This window comes from Pedobacter sp. UYP30 (assembly GCF_040547165.1).
Classification (GTDB): Bacteria; Bacteroidota; Bacteroidia; order Sphingobacteriales; family Sphingobacteriaceae; genus Pedobacter.
This window is the reverse complement of sequence record NZ_JBEPPD010000010.1, coordinates 135,143-150,728: the sequence shown is the minus strand read 5'-3', so window position 1 is coordinate 150,728 and position 15,586 is coordinate 135,143. Positions and strand designations below refer to the sequence as shown.

At 38.7% G+C, this 15,586-nt stretch carries 13 protein-coding genes; 5 read left to right on the top strand and 8 right to left on the bottom strand.

Annotated features, from left to right (window positions below):
* Positions 1-6 precede the first annotated feature (6 nt).
* Positions 7-570: a molybdenum cofactor guanylyltransferase gene (locus ABIB40_RS12775; protein ID WP_354359643.1), complete on the top strand. Its 564-nt coding sequence runs from the start codon at positions 7-9 to the stop codon at positions 568-570.
* Here ABIB40_RS12775 and ABIB40_RS12770 read toward each other — a convergent pair whose 3' ends face one another.
* The 3 genes from ABIB40_RS12770 to ABIB40_RS12760 form a co-directional block, all read right to left on the bottom strand.
* Positions 571-1,065 (bottom strand): DinB family protein, encoded by a 495-nt coding sequence (locus tag ABIB40_RS12770; protein ID WP_354359641.1) that lies wholly within the window; start codon positions 1,063-1,065, stop codon positions 571-573.
* Between the two features lie 178 nt (positions 1,066-1,243).
* Positions 1,244-1,723 carry a thioredoxin family protein gene (locus ABIB40_RS12765; protein ID WP_354359639.1) on the bottom strand — a complete coding sequence of 160 codons (480 nt, stop codon included), beginning with the start codon at positions 1,721-1,723 and terminating at the stop codon, positions 1,244-1,246.
* Positions 1,724-1,796: 73 nt separating this feature from the next.
* Positions 1,797-2,528: a peroxiredoxin family protein gene (locus ABIB40_RS12760; protein ID WP_354359637.1), complete on the bottom strand. Its 732-nt coding sequence runs from the start codon at positions 2,526-2,528 to the stop codon at positions 1,797-1,799.
* A gap of 149 nt (positions 2,529-2,677) precedes the next feature.
* Here ABIB40_RS12760 and ABIB40_RS12755 point away from each other — a divergent pair, with 149 nt between their 5' ends.
* The 3 genes from ABIB40_RS12755 to ABIB40_RS12745 all read left to right on the top strand — a co-directional run bounded on the left by ABIB40_RS12755 (position 2,678) and on the right by ABIB40_RS12745 (position 5,076).
* Positions 2,678-3,985, top strand: a complete 1,308-nt coding sequence (locus ABIB40_RS12755) for a spondin domain-containing protein (protein WP_354359635.1) — start codon at positions 2,678-2,680, stop codon at positions 3,983-3,985.
* A gap of 196 nt (positions 3,986-4,181) precedes the next feature.
* Complete coding sequence (locus tag ABIB40_RS12750; RefSeq protein WP_354359633.1) at positions 4,182-4,784, top strand: sigma-70 family RNA polymerase sigma factor; 603 nt, start codon at positions 4,182-4,184, stop codon at positions 4,782-4,784.
* Between the two features lie 10 nt (positions 4,785-4,794).
* Complete coding sequence (locus ABIB40_RS12745; protein WP_354359631.1) at positions 4,795-5,076, top strand: hypothetical protein; 282 nt, start codon at positions 4,795-4,797, stop codon at positions 5,074-5,076.
* 243 nt (positions 5,077-5,319) lie between these two features.
* On the opposite strand, the gene ABIB40_RS12740 is transcribed toward ABIB40_RS12745, so the two are convergent.
* A complete protein-coding gene (locus ABIB40_RS12740; protein ID WP_354359629.1) occupies positions 5,320-5,880 on the bottom strand; it encodes a YceI family protein in 561 nt (186 codons plus the stop codon).
* A gap of 109 nt (positions 5,881-5,989) precedes the next feature.
* Here ABIB40_RS12740 and ABIB40_RS12735 point away from each other — a divergent pair, with 109 nt between their 5' ends.
* Complete coding sequence (locus tag ABIB40_RS12735; protein WP_354359627.1) at positions 5,990-6,331, top strand: winged helix-turn-helix transcriptional regulator; 342 nt, start codon at positions 5,990-5,992, stop codon at positions 6,329-6,331.
* Between the two features lie 85 nt (positions 6,332-6,416).
* On the opposite strand, the gene ABIB40_RS12730 is transcribed toward ABIB40_RS12735, so the two are convergent.
* The 4 genes from ABIB40_RS12730 to ABIB40_RS12715 all read right to left on the bottom strand — a co-directional run bounded on the left by ABIB40_RS12730 (position 6,417) and on the right by ABIB40_RS12715 (position 15,271).
* Positions 6,417-8,561, bottom strand: a complete 2,145-nt coding sequence (locus tag ABIB40_RS12730; RefSeq protein ID WP_354359625.1) for a glycoside hydrolase family 97 protein — start codon at positions 8,559-8,561, stop codon at positions 6,417-6,419.
* An 11-nt stretch (positions 8,562-8,572) separates the two neighbouring features.
* Positions 8,573-10,240 (bottom strand): endo-1,3-alpha-glucanase family glycosylhydrolase, encoded by a 1,668-nt coding sequence (locus ABIB40_RS12725; protein ID WP_354359623.1) that lies wholly within the window; start codon positions 10,238-10,240, stop codon positions 8,573-8,575.
* Positions 10,241-10,313: 73 nt separating this feature from the next.
* Positions 10,314-12,116 (bottom strand): RagB/SusD family nutrient uptake outer membrane protein, encoded by a 1,803-nt coding sequence (locus ABIB40_RS12720; RefSeq protein ID WP_354359621.1) that lies wholly within the window; start codon positions 12,114-12,116, stop codon positions 10,314-10,316.
* A 17-nt stretch (positions 12,117-12,133) separates the two neighbouring features.
* Positions 12,134-15,271, bottom strand: coding sequence for a SusC/RagA family TonB-linked outer membrane protein (locus ABIB40_RS12715; RefSeq protein ID WP_354359619.1), 3,138 nt, complete (start codon positions 15,269-15,271; stop codon positions 12,134-12,136).
* Positions 15,272-15,586 lie beyond the last annotated feature (315 nt).

Below are 15,586 nucleotides of genomic sequence, written 5' to 3'. Positions count from 1 at the left end.
ACGGCAATGGATATATGCGGATTAATTTTAGCAGGTGGGCAAAGCAAAAGGGCCGGCACCGATAAGGGTTTAAAACTATACGAGGAGAAAACTTGGGTAGAACTTTTGCAAAATAAGCTAATAAAACTTGGTTTAGAAGCAATGGTAAGTATAAATATAGGTCAACAAGAAAGCTATAAGAGATTAATACCTGAGGATAAGTTGATATTGGATAGCAACAACATTCCTGGGCCATTGCGAGGCATTTTGAGTGCACACCGAAAATTCCCTGAAAAAAATTGGCTAATCTTGGCCTGCGACATGATCGATATGCGCGAAGCAGTGATGCAACAGCTTATCAACTCCTGTTCTGAAAACAAAGAGTTCGATTTTTACGCATTTAAAAATAAATATTTTTTTCAGCCATTTTGCGGGATTTATACCTCTTCGGGTTTGCGTAAACTGTCTGATGAAATAAATTGCGAAAACGCTACAGATTATAGTATGCAACACGTGTTTAAAAAGTACAAAACTTATACACTTAACTTGCCGATTGCTGAAGAAGAATCCTTTAATAATTACAATAAATAATTACCAGCCAATATAAGCAGGCGGTTTAATCCCCTTTAACCGAAGATAGACGATGAGTTGACCAAGGTGGTGGGTTTGATGGTCATGCATCAAAATTAATATTTGCCGCCGGGTCATGGGGCCTGCAAAGAATTTTACTTTTTCATCCAATAAAGATGTTGCAACGTTTGTATTCGCCTTAAGCCCACAATCGTAGGCATCTGCTAGGATTTTCAAAACTTCTGTTTTAGACAATTTTGTTTTTGGATCGCGCGCTGTTGGTGCATCGCAAAACAAATAAGAAGAAGAAAGCATGTTAATATTGTCGGCAATATGAAGAAGCTGCTCCTGAAAACTCATCTCTTCTGGCGATGCTTTGAAACCATAATCGGCTTCGGGCATCAAAGCGGCAAGCTTTAAAGCATAGACCTTACTATGTTCCCATTTGCGAGCTAGCTGTACTTGTAAACTATCGGTAGACTGTGCACTGACAGTTAATGTTGCATCTAAAAACATCAATGTTAAAATTCGTTTCATTTTATTGCGAAAAGTGTTGGCTATTTTTAAACTTCTTGTATAAAGTTGTTTTTGTATTTCTTCTCCATGTCACCCTCCAATTTTTTTAGAGTTAAATACAAGATAAGGCTTTAAGGCGAGCCTAACTTATGGTAAGAAAGTAAAGCGTATGGTCCTATTATTTGTTTTTTTTCTGTTTTTCGAGCGCCTGTTTCCCAAATTCAATCAAATCTTTTGCAGGTAGGTAGCCAATAGAACTGAGCACCACCCGACCGCTATCATCTAGCACCATCAGGGTAGGATAGGAATCTATTTTCCATTTGTCGGAAAGTGCAACCCCTTCTCCCTTTTCCATATCGATAGATAGGTTAACAAAGTTTTTGTTGAAAAACTCAGCTGCTTTAGGGTCTTTAAAAGTCGTGGATTTTAACAGTTTACAAGGGCCACACCAAACAGCGTATGCGTCCACAAAAATAAGTTTATGTTCTGCCTTGGCCTTTTTCGCTGCTAAGGTCCAAGAGTTTTCGATAAAACTTATCTCGTTAATTAATTTAGCGTTAACAACTGGCGTATCCGAACAAGGTATAGACACGAAAGAACTTAAAAGAAGCACCAAAGCAATAATGGTTATGGGCGGATACTTGCTTATCGATTTCATAATTTTTAAATATAGATATATTTAATTTAAAAATTGTTGAATCCTGCCAATATCGCAGGATCCAACAAGTATGTTAGTTTTGATTCCGTAGAGATTCTGCGGCAGCTTTCATCAAAGAGGAACTTATACGTTGTTTAAAGTTTGGATTGATGTATTCGAAAGCTATTTCTCCAACTTTATTTAAAATAAAAACAGAAGGAACAGGCAACAATTTATCTACATTTCTACCGCCCGAGGCTGCTGGCAAAAACGAATCGTAATTTGCCGGGCTTTTGTAGGCAATGCCAAATTTCTTAGAGGCGCTCAAATCAGCATCAGACAAAAGCGTGTAAGACAACTTTTCTTTCGTCATCGTTTTTGTTAGGTTTTCTGGACTATCGGTACTTACGGCAATTACTTGATAACCCATATCTGTAAGGTCTTTTTGGATTTCTTGCAAGCCAGCAAGTTGTTTCGAACAAAAAGGACACCAGCCGCCACGATAAAACACGAGAATTGTCGGTTTTTCAGCAACAACCTTATTTAAATCGACACTTTCTCCTTTATCGTTAGATAAGATTAGTGTTGGAATTTTTTCACCAACCAACAGCGGACTTACATCTTCTGGCTTGAGCGGAACACCAGACACCATTTTTGTAGTATCTGAAACAGTTTTCTCGAAAATTTTGGCTTTTGAAATGTGAGTTTTTTCTGCCGCAGATACATTTGAAGGTAGATTTAAAGCCAAAATACCCAGCGCTAAAAATGCAAGGATGTTTTTACTACCTGCTCTGTTAAAATTAATTTTTTTTGTCGTTTTCATCATGTTTTTGTTTTGTTAGTCGGCCAGTCACAACATTCCTTACAAAGAAAGTGTTTTTTAAATGTAGACGCTAAAATAGGGATTCGAAATGTTTTTTTAGATTATTTGTAAGGTATTGAACTTTGGTACGACAGACTAAGAAAATATAGACCATGAAACAGTATAAAAAACTCACAACATGGGCCGGCATTGCGCTGCTGCCCTTGGTATTTACAGCCTGTAAGAAAGATAGGAAATACCCAACAGAACCACCCACTGAAAAAGTATCAATTACCGTGCAAAACGTTTTGGATTCAAAACCCCTTGTAGAATCTGGCACATTTCAAGGTACTGGCACGCCGCCGGTAATTTTGCCCGGTCAATCTACCAGTATTCATTTCTACGCTGCAAAAGGCGAAGCAGTAACGTTTGCTACCATGTATGGTGCTTCTAACGATTTATTTTTTGCGCCAGATAATCCTGGCATATTAGTGTACGATGCAGCCGGCAAGCCAATAGAAGGAGATGTATCAAGCCAAGTAAAATTGTGGGATAACGGCACACGCATCAACCAAAAACCTGGCGCTACGGTAACCCACCCCGGTGTTGCCGAAAATAGAAATATTTCTGAAGTGGTTGGAATGGATGCCCAAGGAAATACTTATATGCCAACAGCTAATTTGATGAAGACCACATTAAAGTATGATGGAAACTCGCAATTTACACTTACCATCCAAAATACATCTGGCGGTACCCCAAACGAAACGCCTTTTAGTCCGGGGGTTTGGGCTATTTCTTACATTGTTGGTGGAAACTTGTTGAATCCTGCGCCTTTGTTTATGAAAGACAAACCTACCGCAAACGGGATTACAGATATTGCAGAGAAGGGAGACAATGCAGCATTGAGTAAATATGCAACCAGTATTACCGGAATTTTTACACCGCTTTCGCCCATACTAGTGGTTGTTTTTAACGGATTAGAGAATCCATTGTACAAGGCTGGCGAAAAAGACAGAAACCAAGGTTTAAAAGATATTGCTCAAAAAGGCGACGCAAGTGTTCTTGCCGCTTACTTAAAGGGAAAACCTGGAATAAAAGCAGTTTATGTACTCGCCGAGCCAGCAACAAAGGTATTGCTTCCGATGATTAACGGAGCGGAAGGAGGAAAGGTAACTCAGGAATTGGATGTAGCAAAAGGCGATCGAGTTGCAGTTGCAACCATGTATGGATTTTCTAATGATTGGTTCTTCGCAACAAATGGCACTGGAATAGATCCTTTTCAAAAGGGCGATGTTTCCTCTACTACAGGTCTTTATGATGATGGAACCGCGTTAAACCAGTTTCCAGGCGCAGGCATTACCCAGTTTAATTTGGCTGGTACACCACTTCAAGAAAGTATGCCTATTGCCAAAGTTCCAAACCCAAATCCATTTACTACCTTGCCCGATGTTCAGAACTTTATGCGGGTTATTTTGGAGTAATTGATGTAATCTGTTTTTCGATTTTTTGTCTAGGTTTTGTTCGATTATCAAATCGATAAAATAAATTTAGACCGAAGAAATGACAGAAACAACATTTCTTATATTTAAAAAAAAACTAACTTGTTAGCGGTCTCCCAAACAAAAGGTAATGCGGTTACAAGGCCGCATTACCTATTTCTATTTTAATTATGAATAAATGCAAGTTTTAACGGAGGAAGAAATTATCGGTGATCAAAAGAGAAACCTTAACCCGCATTGTTGGGTTGCTAACTATGCAGATTACCTTTTTACCTATGCTTTTTCGAGGATTAACGATGAAGAGCGCGCCCGAGATTTGGTTCAAGATACTTTTTTAGCTGCTTTAGAAAAACTCGATAATTTTGAGGGTAGGAGTACGGAGAGAACCTGGCTTACAGCAATCTTAAAATATAAAGTTATAGACGTGTACCGTAGTCGGGCATCTCGAACTCCGAATGGGTCAGAAAAAGAAGTCCATGATGGTAGTCAGCAGAATTTTTTTGATTCAGTACATGGCAACTGGAATCAAGAATACTGGCCTAAAGAAATAGGTATCGAAGAACCTAGCACACTCATTACAAAAGAATTTAACCACATTTTACAGCAATGCATGAAAAAGTTGCCTGCTTTATGGATTTCTGTCTTTACAATGAAACACATTGACGAGGAAGTAACTTCGGTTATTTGCACCGAATTGAAACTTACACCGTCAAATTTTTGGGTAATCATTCACCGCACTAAAGTAAATCTTAGGGCCTGTCTTCAAAAAAACTGGATTTAGAATTATAGATATGGAAGAATCTGAAATAAAAAAAATAGCATATAATTGTCGCAAGGCTACATTTTTGATAGAAAAAAAACAGCTTGAAAAAATTTCGGTTAGAGAGGAGTTGGAATTAAAAATTCATTTGGCAGGTTGTGCAATTTGTGTAACCTATCAGAAACAAAGTTTGGCGATTAACAGAATGGTAAAGAACCTTTTTGTCTCTTCGCTGCACAGCGAATTACATTTAAACGAAAATTTTAAAGAAGAGCTTCAGAAAAAAATAGATAACCAGTTGAATGAGAATTGATTTTTTGCGATGTTATGGACAGTTGGAGCCTCGCAAATTGCAGGGACAAGTTGCATAATATTATGCTAAATGCGAAAATCATTTTTAATGATTTTCCCTCCTGACGAACGGAGGGGAGGAGTTTGATATAGTTATAAGAACTATGCCTGATCAACCGGTAATACACCAAAACCCGACGAGCATTCAAGCTCGTCGGGTTTTGGTGTGTAAAGTTTTAGAATAGGCTATTCATTCACACTATTTCTATGCTGCAGGTTCTACTGCTGTCTCAACCAATTCTGCAACCTGAATGTTTGCTATTAGTTTAATGTCTTCGCCTAAACCAAGGCCACCTGAGTCGGTTAATTTATTCCAAGTCATTCCAAATTCTTTGCGGTTAACTATTCCGGTTACTTCAAATCCATGTTTAATTACGCCGTGTCCATTATCTTCTGAGCCGCCGTATTCTACATTTAAGCTGATCGGTTTTGTTACCCCTTTCATGGTAAGGTTGCCATTTAACTTATAATCGCTGCCCTCAGTTTTTACGAAGGCTGTCGATTCGAAAGTAATTTTCGGGTATAGATTGGCTTCAAAAAAATCACCACTTTTCAAATGTTCATCACGTTGATCCTGATTGGTATCTATGCTGTTTACGTCAATTTCAAAATTTATCTTAGCATTATTAAATCCCTCTATTTCTGAGGTTATTTTCCCCTCAAATTTTTTGAAGGATCCAGTAACAGTTGATATTACCAGATGTTTGATTTTAAATAACACATCTGAATGCATTGGATCTACTACCCAGGTTTTTGTATTTGTCATGATTTTTTTAATTTTATTTATACCACAAAAGTATGTAAATTTGCTATCTAAAATATAGTAGTTACCCCTAAGTAAGTAGTTACCTCGGGGTAAGTTTAACTAAAAAAATATGAGTCAAAAAGAAAAGGTGTGCCAGCAAAAACTTATGGTATCTAGAGATGCCTTAGAGGTAATACAGGGAAAATGGAGATTGCCCATAATAATATCACTTACTTTTGGCAATAAACGTTTTGGAGAAATACAACGAGACATTGTAGAAATATCGCCAAAGATGCTTTCGCAGGAGCTGAAAGCACTTGAGGAAAATAAGATTGTAACACGCACTTTATTTGATAGCATGCCTGTAACTGTAGAATATGCACTAACTCCATTGGGGCATTCAATGAAAAAAATGTTAGATGAATTAATAAGTTGGGGTGCTCATTTTAGAAAAGAAGTTGTAGGAAAGTAAAATGTTGGCGAAATAAAACAAGCTTAGCTCGCCGTTTAATTATCACAACTCAAAAAAGCTAAGGCAGCCCCAAAAAAAAGCGAAGCTATCTGAACCTTTTCAAACCCTTTTCTTTACCTGTAGCAGGCATTAAAGTTATTGCTGCTCCTCCGCCATTTGCCAATTTTAATTTTAACACCGTTTTTGCATCAACAAGGTATTTGCTAATTTGGTAAGCCTCTGGATTATTTTTCCAATCTGCATCTTTTACATCTCCATAAACAGTTGCCACATATTTTTGAGATGGATTTAAGAAGTTTAAAGGAATCGTAGCCGTTCTGGCATTTTCGTCGGTAACGGCGCCTATAAACCAGTTTTGTGTTGCCTTACCTTTTCTCGCAATGGTTACATAATCGCCTGGTTCGGCTTCAATAATTTTGGTATCGTCCCAATCTACAGGTACCTCTTTAATAAATTCGAAGGCATCCATGTAAGGTTTATAGTTGTCTATAATGTCTGCAACCATCTGTACCGGGCTGTAAATGGTAACGTACAAAGCCAGCTGTTTGGCCAAAGTGGTATGTACTTGGCGGGTTGGATCTGCATCGGCATAGCCTTTTAGCTTAAAAATGCCTGGCGTATAATCCATTGGGCCGCCCATTAATCTGGTAAATGGTAAAATGGTTTCATGCTCTGGCGGGTTTCCGGTGCTAAAGGCATTATATTCATTTCCTCTGCCAGCTTCCGAGGTCATAAAATTTGGATAGGTGCGCTGCAAGCCGGTTGGTCTAACAGGTTCATGCATATCTACCATTACATGGCGTTGGGCTGCTTTTTCTGCTACGCGCTCATAATGTTCTACCATCCACTGTCCATCATGGTGTTCTCCTCTCGGGATAATTTTGCCTACATAGCCTGTTTTAACTGCCGGATAGCCAAATTTGTTCATGAATTTATAAGCCGTATCTAGTTGCCTTTCATAGTCTGTTGCCGAGCCCGAAGTTTCGTTGTGCATAATCATTTGTACACCTTTACTTTTGGCATAATCGTGTATTTCTTGCACATTAAAATCTGGATATGGTTTTGTAAAATCGAACACAAATTCTTTCCAATTGCCAAACCAATCTTCCCAACCATAATTCCAACCTTCTACCAATACACCGCCAATATGGTTTGCGGCAGCAAAATCTATATATCGTTTTACATTTGCGGTATTTGCACCATGTTTGCCACTTGGGGTCAGGTTGCCGTTTGCATCTTTAGAATCGGCAGTTTCTGCGTAGCTCCAAGTGCTTTTTCCGGTTTGCATTTCCCACCAAACGCCTACAAATTTCATCGGCTTAATCCAAGAGGTTTCTTTAATTTTTGATGGTTCGTTTAGGTTGAGGATTATTTTTGAGGCTAGGATTTCTTTTGCATCTTCACTTACAATAACCGTTCTCCAAGGCGTGTGGAAAGGGGCGTGCAAAAAAGCCTTGCTGCCTACCGCGTTGGCAACCAAGTTAGCGCTTAAAACGAATTTTTTTCTATCTACGTGCAACTGCATGGCAGGGTAACCAAGTAAACCAGCTTCGTGTATATTTATGTACAATCCATCTGCTGTTTTCAGCATCAGCGGCGTTTGTACCGCATACTGATCTGGCACAACCCTTACGGCGATGTCTGTAGCGGCTTTTTCAACTTTCCAAGCATCAACTTCGCTCAATTTGGTGGTGCTGTATTTATATTCGTTCGTATCGTAATCTCCGGGAATCCAAAATGTTTTATGGTCGCCTGTTAACGCAAACTGGGTCAGCTCATCAGAAACAACAAAATATTTCAATCCGCTTTGCTCAGGGAATTCATATCTAAAACCAAGTCCATTTTTAAAGGCTTTAAACACAATATTCATCAATAAATGTTTATTTCCTTTCTGTCTTAATTTTACGGTAAGCTCTTGGTAGTGGTCTCTGATAGAATTTACCTCGCCCCAAACGGGTTTCCAAGTGGAGTCTACCTCTTTCTTTTCTGTGCCGATAATCTCTAAATTGTTTTTAAAGCCATCGCCCTCGGTAAAGGCAATTCCCAAAGTAGATTTTTTGATAACCTCTTTATTTCCGTAATTTAAAAGATAATACGGCGTGCCATCTGCCTCTAACCCAACTTCTATTTTCGTCTTACCCAAAGAAGCTTCAACGGTTTTATTTTGTGCAAAAACCTGATTGGTAAATAGAAGCGAAAAAAGTATGACAGCTATGTTTTTTATAGTCATTTCTTAAAAATTTAATGTGAGGTTGGTGGAGTTGGCTTTTTAAACTGTGGTTGTAATGGAAGCGTGCTATATTCTGAAGAAACAAACGCTTTATCATCACCAAATAAATAGTGATGAAAACTTTTAAACTCACTGCTAAAACTATAGGTTAACCTGTCTGTTCTATACGATGCTGTGGTAATACCTTCTGGCGTGATGAAATTTATAATTTCTTTACCGCTACGTGTTGCACGCACAATTACATTGCCTGGTTTTGAGGCAACAACAGAAGACTTTAGACCTGCCGCAACTTTAACCCTTTGATTATTAATGTAAAGGGTTGCCGAATCTTTTAACAGCGTAACTACTTCAATAGAATCCTCTACAGGCGTTGGCTTTGCTTCCTTTTCGAAACTTACCACAGGAATATTGTATGGATTAGGCGTTACGTTAGATTGATATTTTTTAAAAAATGCAATGGCAACATCTTTGTTTTGATAAGATGATTTCTCGCCCTTCCACAAACTTTTATAATAGTTTAGCAGAATTGCAAAGCCATAATTATGATTAATTTCTGGCGCAATGTGGTGTCCTTCTGGATAATCGTTCCAAGTGATGACATTTATAATCTGGGCATTTTGTTTGATCCCGAAATCAAAAAGATTTCTAAAATTATTAGATAATCCTGTTGGGATGTATTTACGATCAACGCTATCAATTCCGGCTTTAACGGCATCGGCTGCGTTATGATACATATCCCAAGTGCCTTTTTTTAACAGTTTCGAGGTGTAAAAATCGTTGAAGACGGAAGCTGTAAAATTTCTATTGCGCTCTTTACAAGCTTTGGCAACTTCAAAACCAGAATAAGTATTGGTGTAAGGCAATGTCCAGATCCAAACCGCAGGAAAATAATCCAAAATATTGTTTAAATCTGTTTTAGAATAGCGTTGGTTTATTGTGTAAACGCACGCAAATTTATCGTGTACTGCATTGGCTAGTTTTTGAAAAGCTTTTGCAGCGTAATACGGTTTCGGAAAATTGGATTTTGCTGGAATATCTGCCAAATCTTCTCCGTACCAAGAGTAAACAAGCAAGCGTCCATCGGGCGTTCTTAGCCAATGTTTGTTGTTTTGCCCAACAGCCTTAAATATCCCATTTATACGTTCAGCAAAATCGGCAATTTTTATGCTTTCTGTTTTTCCTTTGGGATGTGAAATGCAAAAGGTAAATTTAAAATCGATTTTCTGTTCATCTGCAACTTTAAAATAAGCTTTGATGATGTCATCATCCGTTCTACTGCCTAAATGATAATAAAACTGAAAGCCATCTATTCCGCATTTTTTGGCTGCTTTGATCTCAAAAGCAACCGCTTCTTCTAAACTTGCATTGCTCAATAAGCTATCGGCCATTACATAAACCTGAGATAATCCGCCTAAGGGTGCAGTTATGTTTCCAGTTTTAAAATAATATTCAGGATTGCAACTGTCTTCAAATGGATGGTTTTTATAGCGAATTATGTTTGTCATGCAGTGGGCAATAACCAATTTTTCTTTGCTTATGGGCAAAGTAAGCGCCGGCAGATTTTTTAAATCGTCTGTCTTTTTGGCTGTTTTGCAAGCGCTTATGCCAGCCATTAGAAAGAGCAAAACGGCGAATGCGAGCGCTCTTGAACAGATGCTTTTTTTAAAATTTAACTTCATTTACAATTTCCATTTAGGTTTGCCTTTCGGCGGAAGTTTCTCGCTTCCGCCTTCAGACGCATCATTTTAATAATTAATAGCCAGGGTTTTGTTGACCAGTAATTTTTGCATTCGAATTAAATTCATCCGTAGGGATTGGCCAAGAGTAAGATTTAGCTTCATTGAAGGTAAAAGGCTGGCCGCCTACATTTATCGCGGTAACATAATAGGCCGCTTCAGATTTCCCTAGTTTCCACCTGCACACATCAAACCACCAATCAGATTCATTAAACAACTCTGCCCAACGCTCGTAATACAGTGGATTTGTGCCTAAAACAGGGTCGTTAATTGCTTTTGTCACTCCTGTTAAACTTGTATAATCTACTGGCGAGGGCGCGTTAATTGGATAGCTATAAGCCCTACGTTTTACCTTGTTTAAATACTCTAACGCTGTTGTATTGTCCCCAAGTCCTTTAGCAGCCTCTGCATAAAGTAAAAAAACATCTGCCAAACGCAAGAAATACAAATTGTTTCCCTGTGCGTTTTTATCGTTTAAGCTATAATCTATATTGGTGTATTTTCTAAAACTCCAACCGTAGGTATTCGGCTGACCGCCAAAATAGTTTGGTTTAGAAACCGGAAACCAATTAGAACCATCAAATTTTACAGAATCTAGCCAAGGTTGCAAGGCATTTACATACAAACGCGGATCGGCAAGCTTGTTTGTTCTCACATTTTCGGCTGCTTGTTTATACACAGGATCCATCACCTTTGGTGGGTTTTTATAGCTTGGCGATTGGCCAGTTTTAAAATTTGGATTGTTAACTAAAGTGTAGTAACCCAGTGGATAACCAAAACGCTGTACATTTTTATCGTGGAAACCCTCGTTGCCGTAACCTAAAGACATAGAACCTGTTTCGGTACCGTCAAAGCCCAAAGCAAATGGCGACCAAATTACGCCATATAAAACGGTCGCGTTTGGCGTATTTCCATAAGGGCCGTAATCTCCCTTGCTATCTGGATCTACGTTTAACTCAAACAGAGATTCTTCGTTAAACTCACTGTCGCTATGGCCCAAGAAAGATTCGCGGTATTTAGCATAGGGCATTAAAGACTTGCCGCTGTTTTGAATTACATCTAACAAAACAGGCTTCGCTTTTGCCCAATCTTGAGTGAACACATAGGATTTACCCAACAAGGCTTTGGCAGCCCATTCAGAAATTCTTCCCCGATCATCACCAGTCCAAACTTTTCCTTTTAATAAATCTGCAGATTGTAGCAAATCTTTCTCAATAAAATCCCAAGTTTCTCTTACGGTGCTTCTTGGCTTTTGGGTGGCATCTAACGTTTCTGGAATCTCATCATAAATAGGAACACCCATTTTATCTCCGCCTGCTCCACTTCTAATATAGCTTTCGCCATAATAGCATTCTAGTTGGAAATAATAAAATGCCCTTAAAAAATAGGCCTGTCCCAACACGTAATTTACGTCTTTTTCTTCACCTGGCTTCATGCCATTTGTTTTGTAAAAATTAGATGCTTTTATGGCCACATTACAGTTTTTTACGCCTGTGTAAAAGGATGCCCAAGCGTCTTTTGAGAATTGATTATTTACCCCCAAATTGTTGTTGGTCATTTCATTCCAAGCCTGTTCGCCATAAGAGCTGTTAGCGGTATGCGTAGCATTTGCCAAGGCTTTTGGCATTAGGTTAAACCCAAAGAGTGCGGCGCTTCTTAAATTTGAGTAGCCAGGAGACAATACGCTTTGTAAATCTCCAAGAGAATGCGGATACGTTGTGGTTGAATAGGCATCAGTTGGCCCAAGCAAACCAGGATCTTTTTTGCAACCCGCCATTACCAAAACGACTATTGCTGCTATATATAATTTCTTTAACATTTTTTTAGTTTTATAAGTTAAAAATTAACGTCTAGGCCAACAGAATATATTCTTGTTTGTGGGTATTGCGAAACCGCATCGATGCCTTTTGTAGTTACACCGTTATAGCCCGCACCAGAGAAGGAACTTGCCAGTTCTGGGTCGAAGCCAGAGTATTTCGTGATCGTAAATAGGTTGTTGCCCATTACAAAAAGTCGAGCACTTTTAATGTTCAATTTATCCATAAAAGAGCCCTTAAGCGTATATCCTAATTGTAGGTTTTTAAGTTTTAAATAATCTCCTTTTTCTACAAAGTAGCTGTTAACGCTAGAATAGTTTCTGTTTTGGTCTAATGTAAATGAGCCATCAGGATTTTTTATCCCAATTCTTGGTTGGCTTGTTAGCCCATTATTTCCGAAGAACGACGCATTAAAAACTGCTGGCGAAGTATTTGCATCACCAGAAAATGGATATTGTTGATAAGATTTTACACCATTAAACAGATCAACTCCGGCAACACCGTTAAACAATAACCCTAAATCGAACGATTTGTAATTTAAATTAATCGTTACACCGTAGATCATTTTTGGATTTGGGTTTCCGATAATCTTTCTATCGGCAGCTGTAATTTCCTTATTGCCATCAAGATCTTCGAAAATTAAATCGCCAGCTTTTGCAGCTTTTCCGTTAACCATCTGACCCGCCGCCTCTTGGTCGGTTTTAAATATACCAAGCACTTTATAGCCGTAAAAAGAGCCAAATGGGTCGCCTGCACGGCTAATGGTAATTTGTTGGTTTGGCATTGCGTTAAAGCCAACATCGCCATTGGTATAAAAGTTATAACCATCATATAAAGCATCGGTGGTAACACCACTTAAACTTAAAACTTTGTTTTTATTAAAGCCCGCGGTTACACTAACATCAAATCCAAGTTGACCAACCTTATCACGGTAGCCCGCTAAAAAATCGAATCCTTTGTTGCTTACTGATCCAACGTTTGCCAAATAAGGTTCGGTAATGCCAGAACTTAAAGAAACCGGTAAGGGATACAGCAAATCGACAGTTTTCTTATTATAATATTCTGCCGTTAAGTAAACGCGACTGTTCAATAATTCGGCATCTAAACCAATATTTGTTTCCTTTACAGTTTCCCAATGTAGGCTTGGGTTTGGAATGGAGTTGAAAGTATTTGCCAACACCAAATTTGTATTTGGCGCAAAATTTTGTCCGCCGGCAGAGCCATTGCCACTGGCAGCAAACTGCTTATAAACAGATACGTAGCTGTAAGGCGCAATGTTGCTATTTCCCAATTCGCCATAACTACCTCTAAGTTTTAATAAATTTATTGCGGGAACCGCCGATTTAAAAAATGGTTCTTCGGAAATGTTCCAGCCTGCAGAAACCGCAGGGAAAACACCTTTTTGTTTGTTAGGACCAAAAACCGTGTAGTTGGCATCTTGCCTAATGGATCCAGAAACGTAATATTTACCTGCGTAGTTGTAATTTACCCTGCCAAAAAAAGATTTGATCAAACCGTTGTTATCTGTTTTACCATTTACTACATAATTGGTTGCAGATGTTGGCACGAAAGAGAAGCCTGGCAAACCCATATTGCTTGCCGTTACATCTTGATTGCTGAATTTGTTGGTAATCTGCTCATAACCAGCAACAGCATCTACATGATGTTTATCGAAGGTTTTATCGTACGTTAAAACATAGTTGGAAAGTAGCTGGCTACTAATTACGTTTATTTTGTTTAGCGAGTTATTTTGATTAGTTACGGCACCATTGCTAAATACATCTTGAAAGTAATTTTGCGCCTCGTTGTAATAAGAATATCCAAAAGTGGTTTTAAAAGTTAAGCCAAAGGGTAAAGCAATTTGGCCATACACATTTGCCTGGAGGTTATTTTTAAAGTTTTCTACCGATGCCGCGTTTAATGCTGCCAGCGGATTTATTCCGTTAAATACGAAACCATTATATCCTTGAGGAGAAGTTCCGTAGCTGCCATTTTTGTTATAAAGCGGCAAAATAGGTATGGTGCGGTAAGGTGAATTGTGCAACTGCGCCTCAACCCCAATTGGCGGTGCCGTTTTTCTTTGAGAGAAAGCTACCTGTTCTCCAATTTTTAAATACTTACCAATGTTAATGTTAGAGTTTACCCGAGCGCCGCCAATGTTAGAGAAGTTGCGTGCGTAAACGCCATCTTGCTTATTGTAAAACCCCGATACTAAATAATCCATTTTTTGGCCTGCACCGCTTACAGATAAATTATAGTTTTGATCTGTTGCGTTTTTATAAAGCGCATCTACCCAGTTGGTGTTGGCTAGCGTATCTAGTCCCTGCGCATTGCTAAAAAACTGCGGGTTTACTATGTTTTCATATCGAAGGTATTGTTCTTTGTTTAACAGCTCTCCGGTTTTTGGAGTAGATATGCCATACCTGCTGCTAAAAGTAATGCTTGGTGTTTGTGTTCTTCCCTTTTTTGTGGTGATAAGGATAACACCTCCAGCAGCAGCAGAACCATAAATAGAGGCCGCGCTTGCATCTTTTAACACATCAATTGTGGCAATATCTTGTACATTAAGATTGCCATCTCCCGGAACCCGAACCCCATCGATAATGTATAAAGGAGCAGGTTGGTTTGAAGAAGATGTTCCCCTTATTGTTATGGTAGGTTGCGCATCTGGCGCACCAGAACTTTTTACCACGTTTACACCTGCAATTCTGCCCTGCAACGCTTCCGTTGCGTTGGTAATTGGTTGATCTTTAAAATCATTGCCGTTAACAGAAGCTACAGAACCGGTAAGGTCTTTCCTTTTCTGCGTACCGTAACCCACAACTACAACATCGCTTAGTTGTTGGTTGCTTTCTATCATTGTTATATTCATGGTTGTTTTGTTGCCTAGGGCAATCTCTTTGGTTGCGAAACCCACCAAAGAAAATACTAAAGTTGTCTTATTGCCAGAGACTTTTATGCTGTACGCACCATTTGTATCTGTTGCTACGCCACGTGTGTTATTTTTTAGCGAGACGGTAACACCGGGTATCGGGTCTGCCTTATCATCGGTTACTTTACCGGTGATGGTTCTTTCTTGCGCGAGCGCGGCAATTGATACCGAGAAAAGTGTGAAGGTACCAAGCAGAAAGATTTTGAGTAATTGTCTTTTCAACATATTGGTTTATTTTGGTTGGTTAGTAGATTTGAATTTTGATTGAAAGGCTGATGCTTAAAAATTAAAATTAAATCGGAGGCTTAATGACGGGTTGTTTGGAAATGCATCCAGAGTAGGAAGCAATTTTTTTTAGGTTCATATTATTTTGGTTAGATTGATCTTGCACTTAGACCAGAACTGGCTGCATCTAAATACAAATCAAAGAGAACGCTTTAATAATTGAAACGCAATTATCAAAACGAGAATATAAACCTAAAACGAGGATTTTTTAAAACAAAGTGCTGTTATCCAATTAGTTGATTTTGTGTTTAGCGA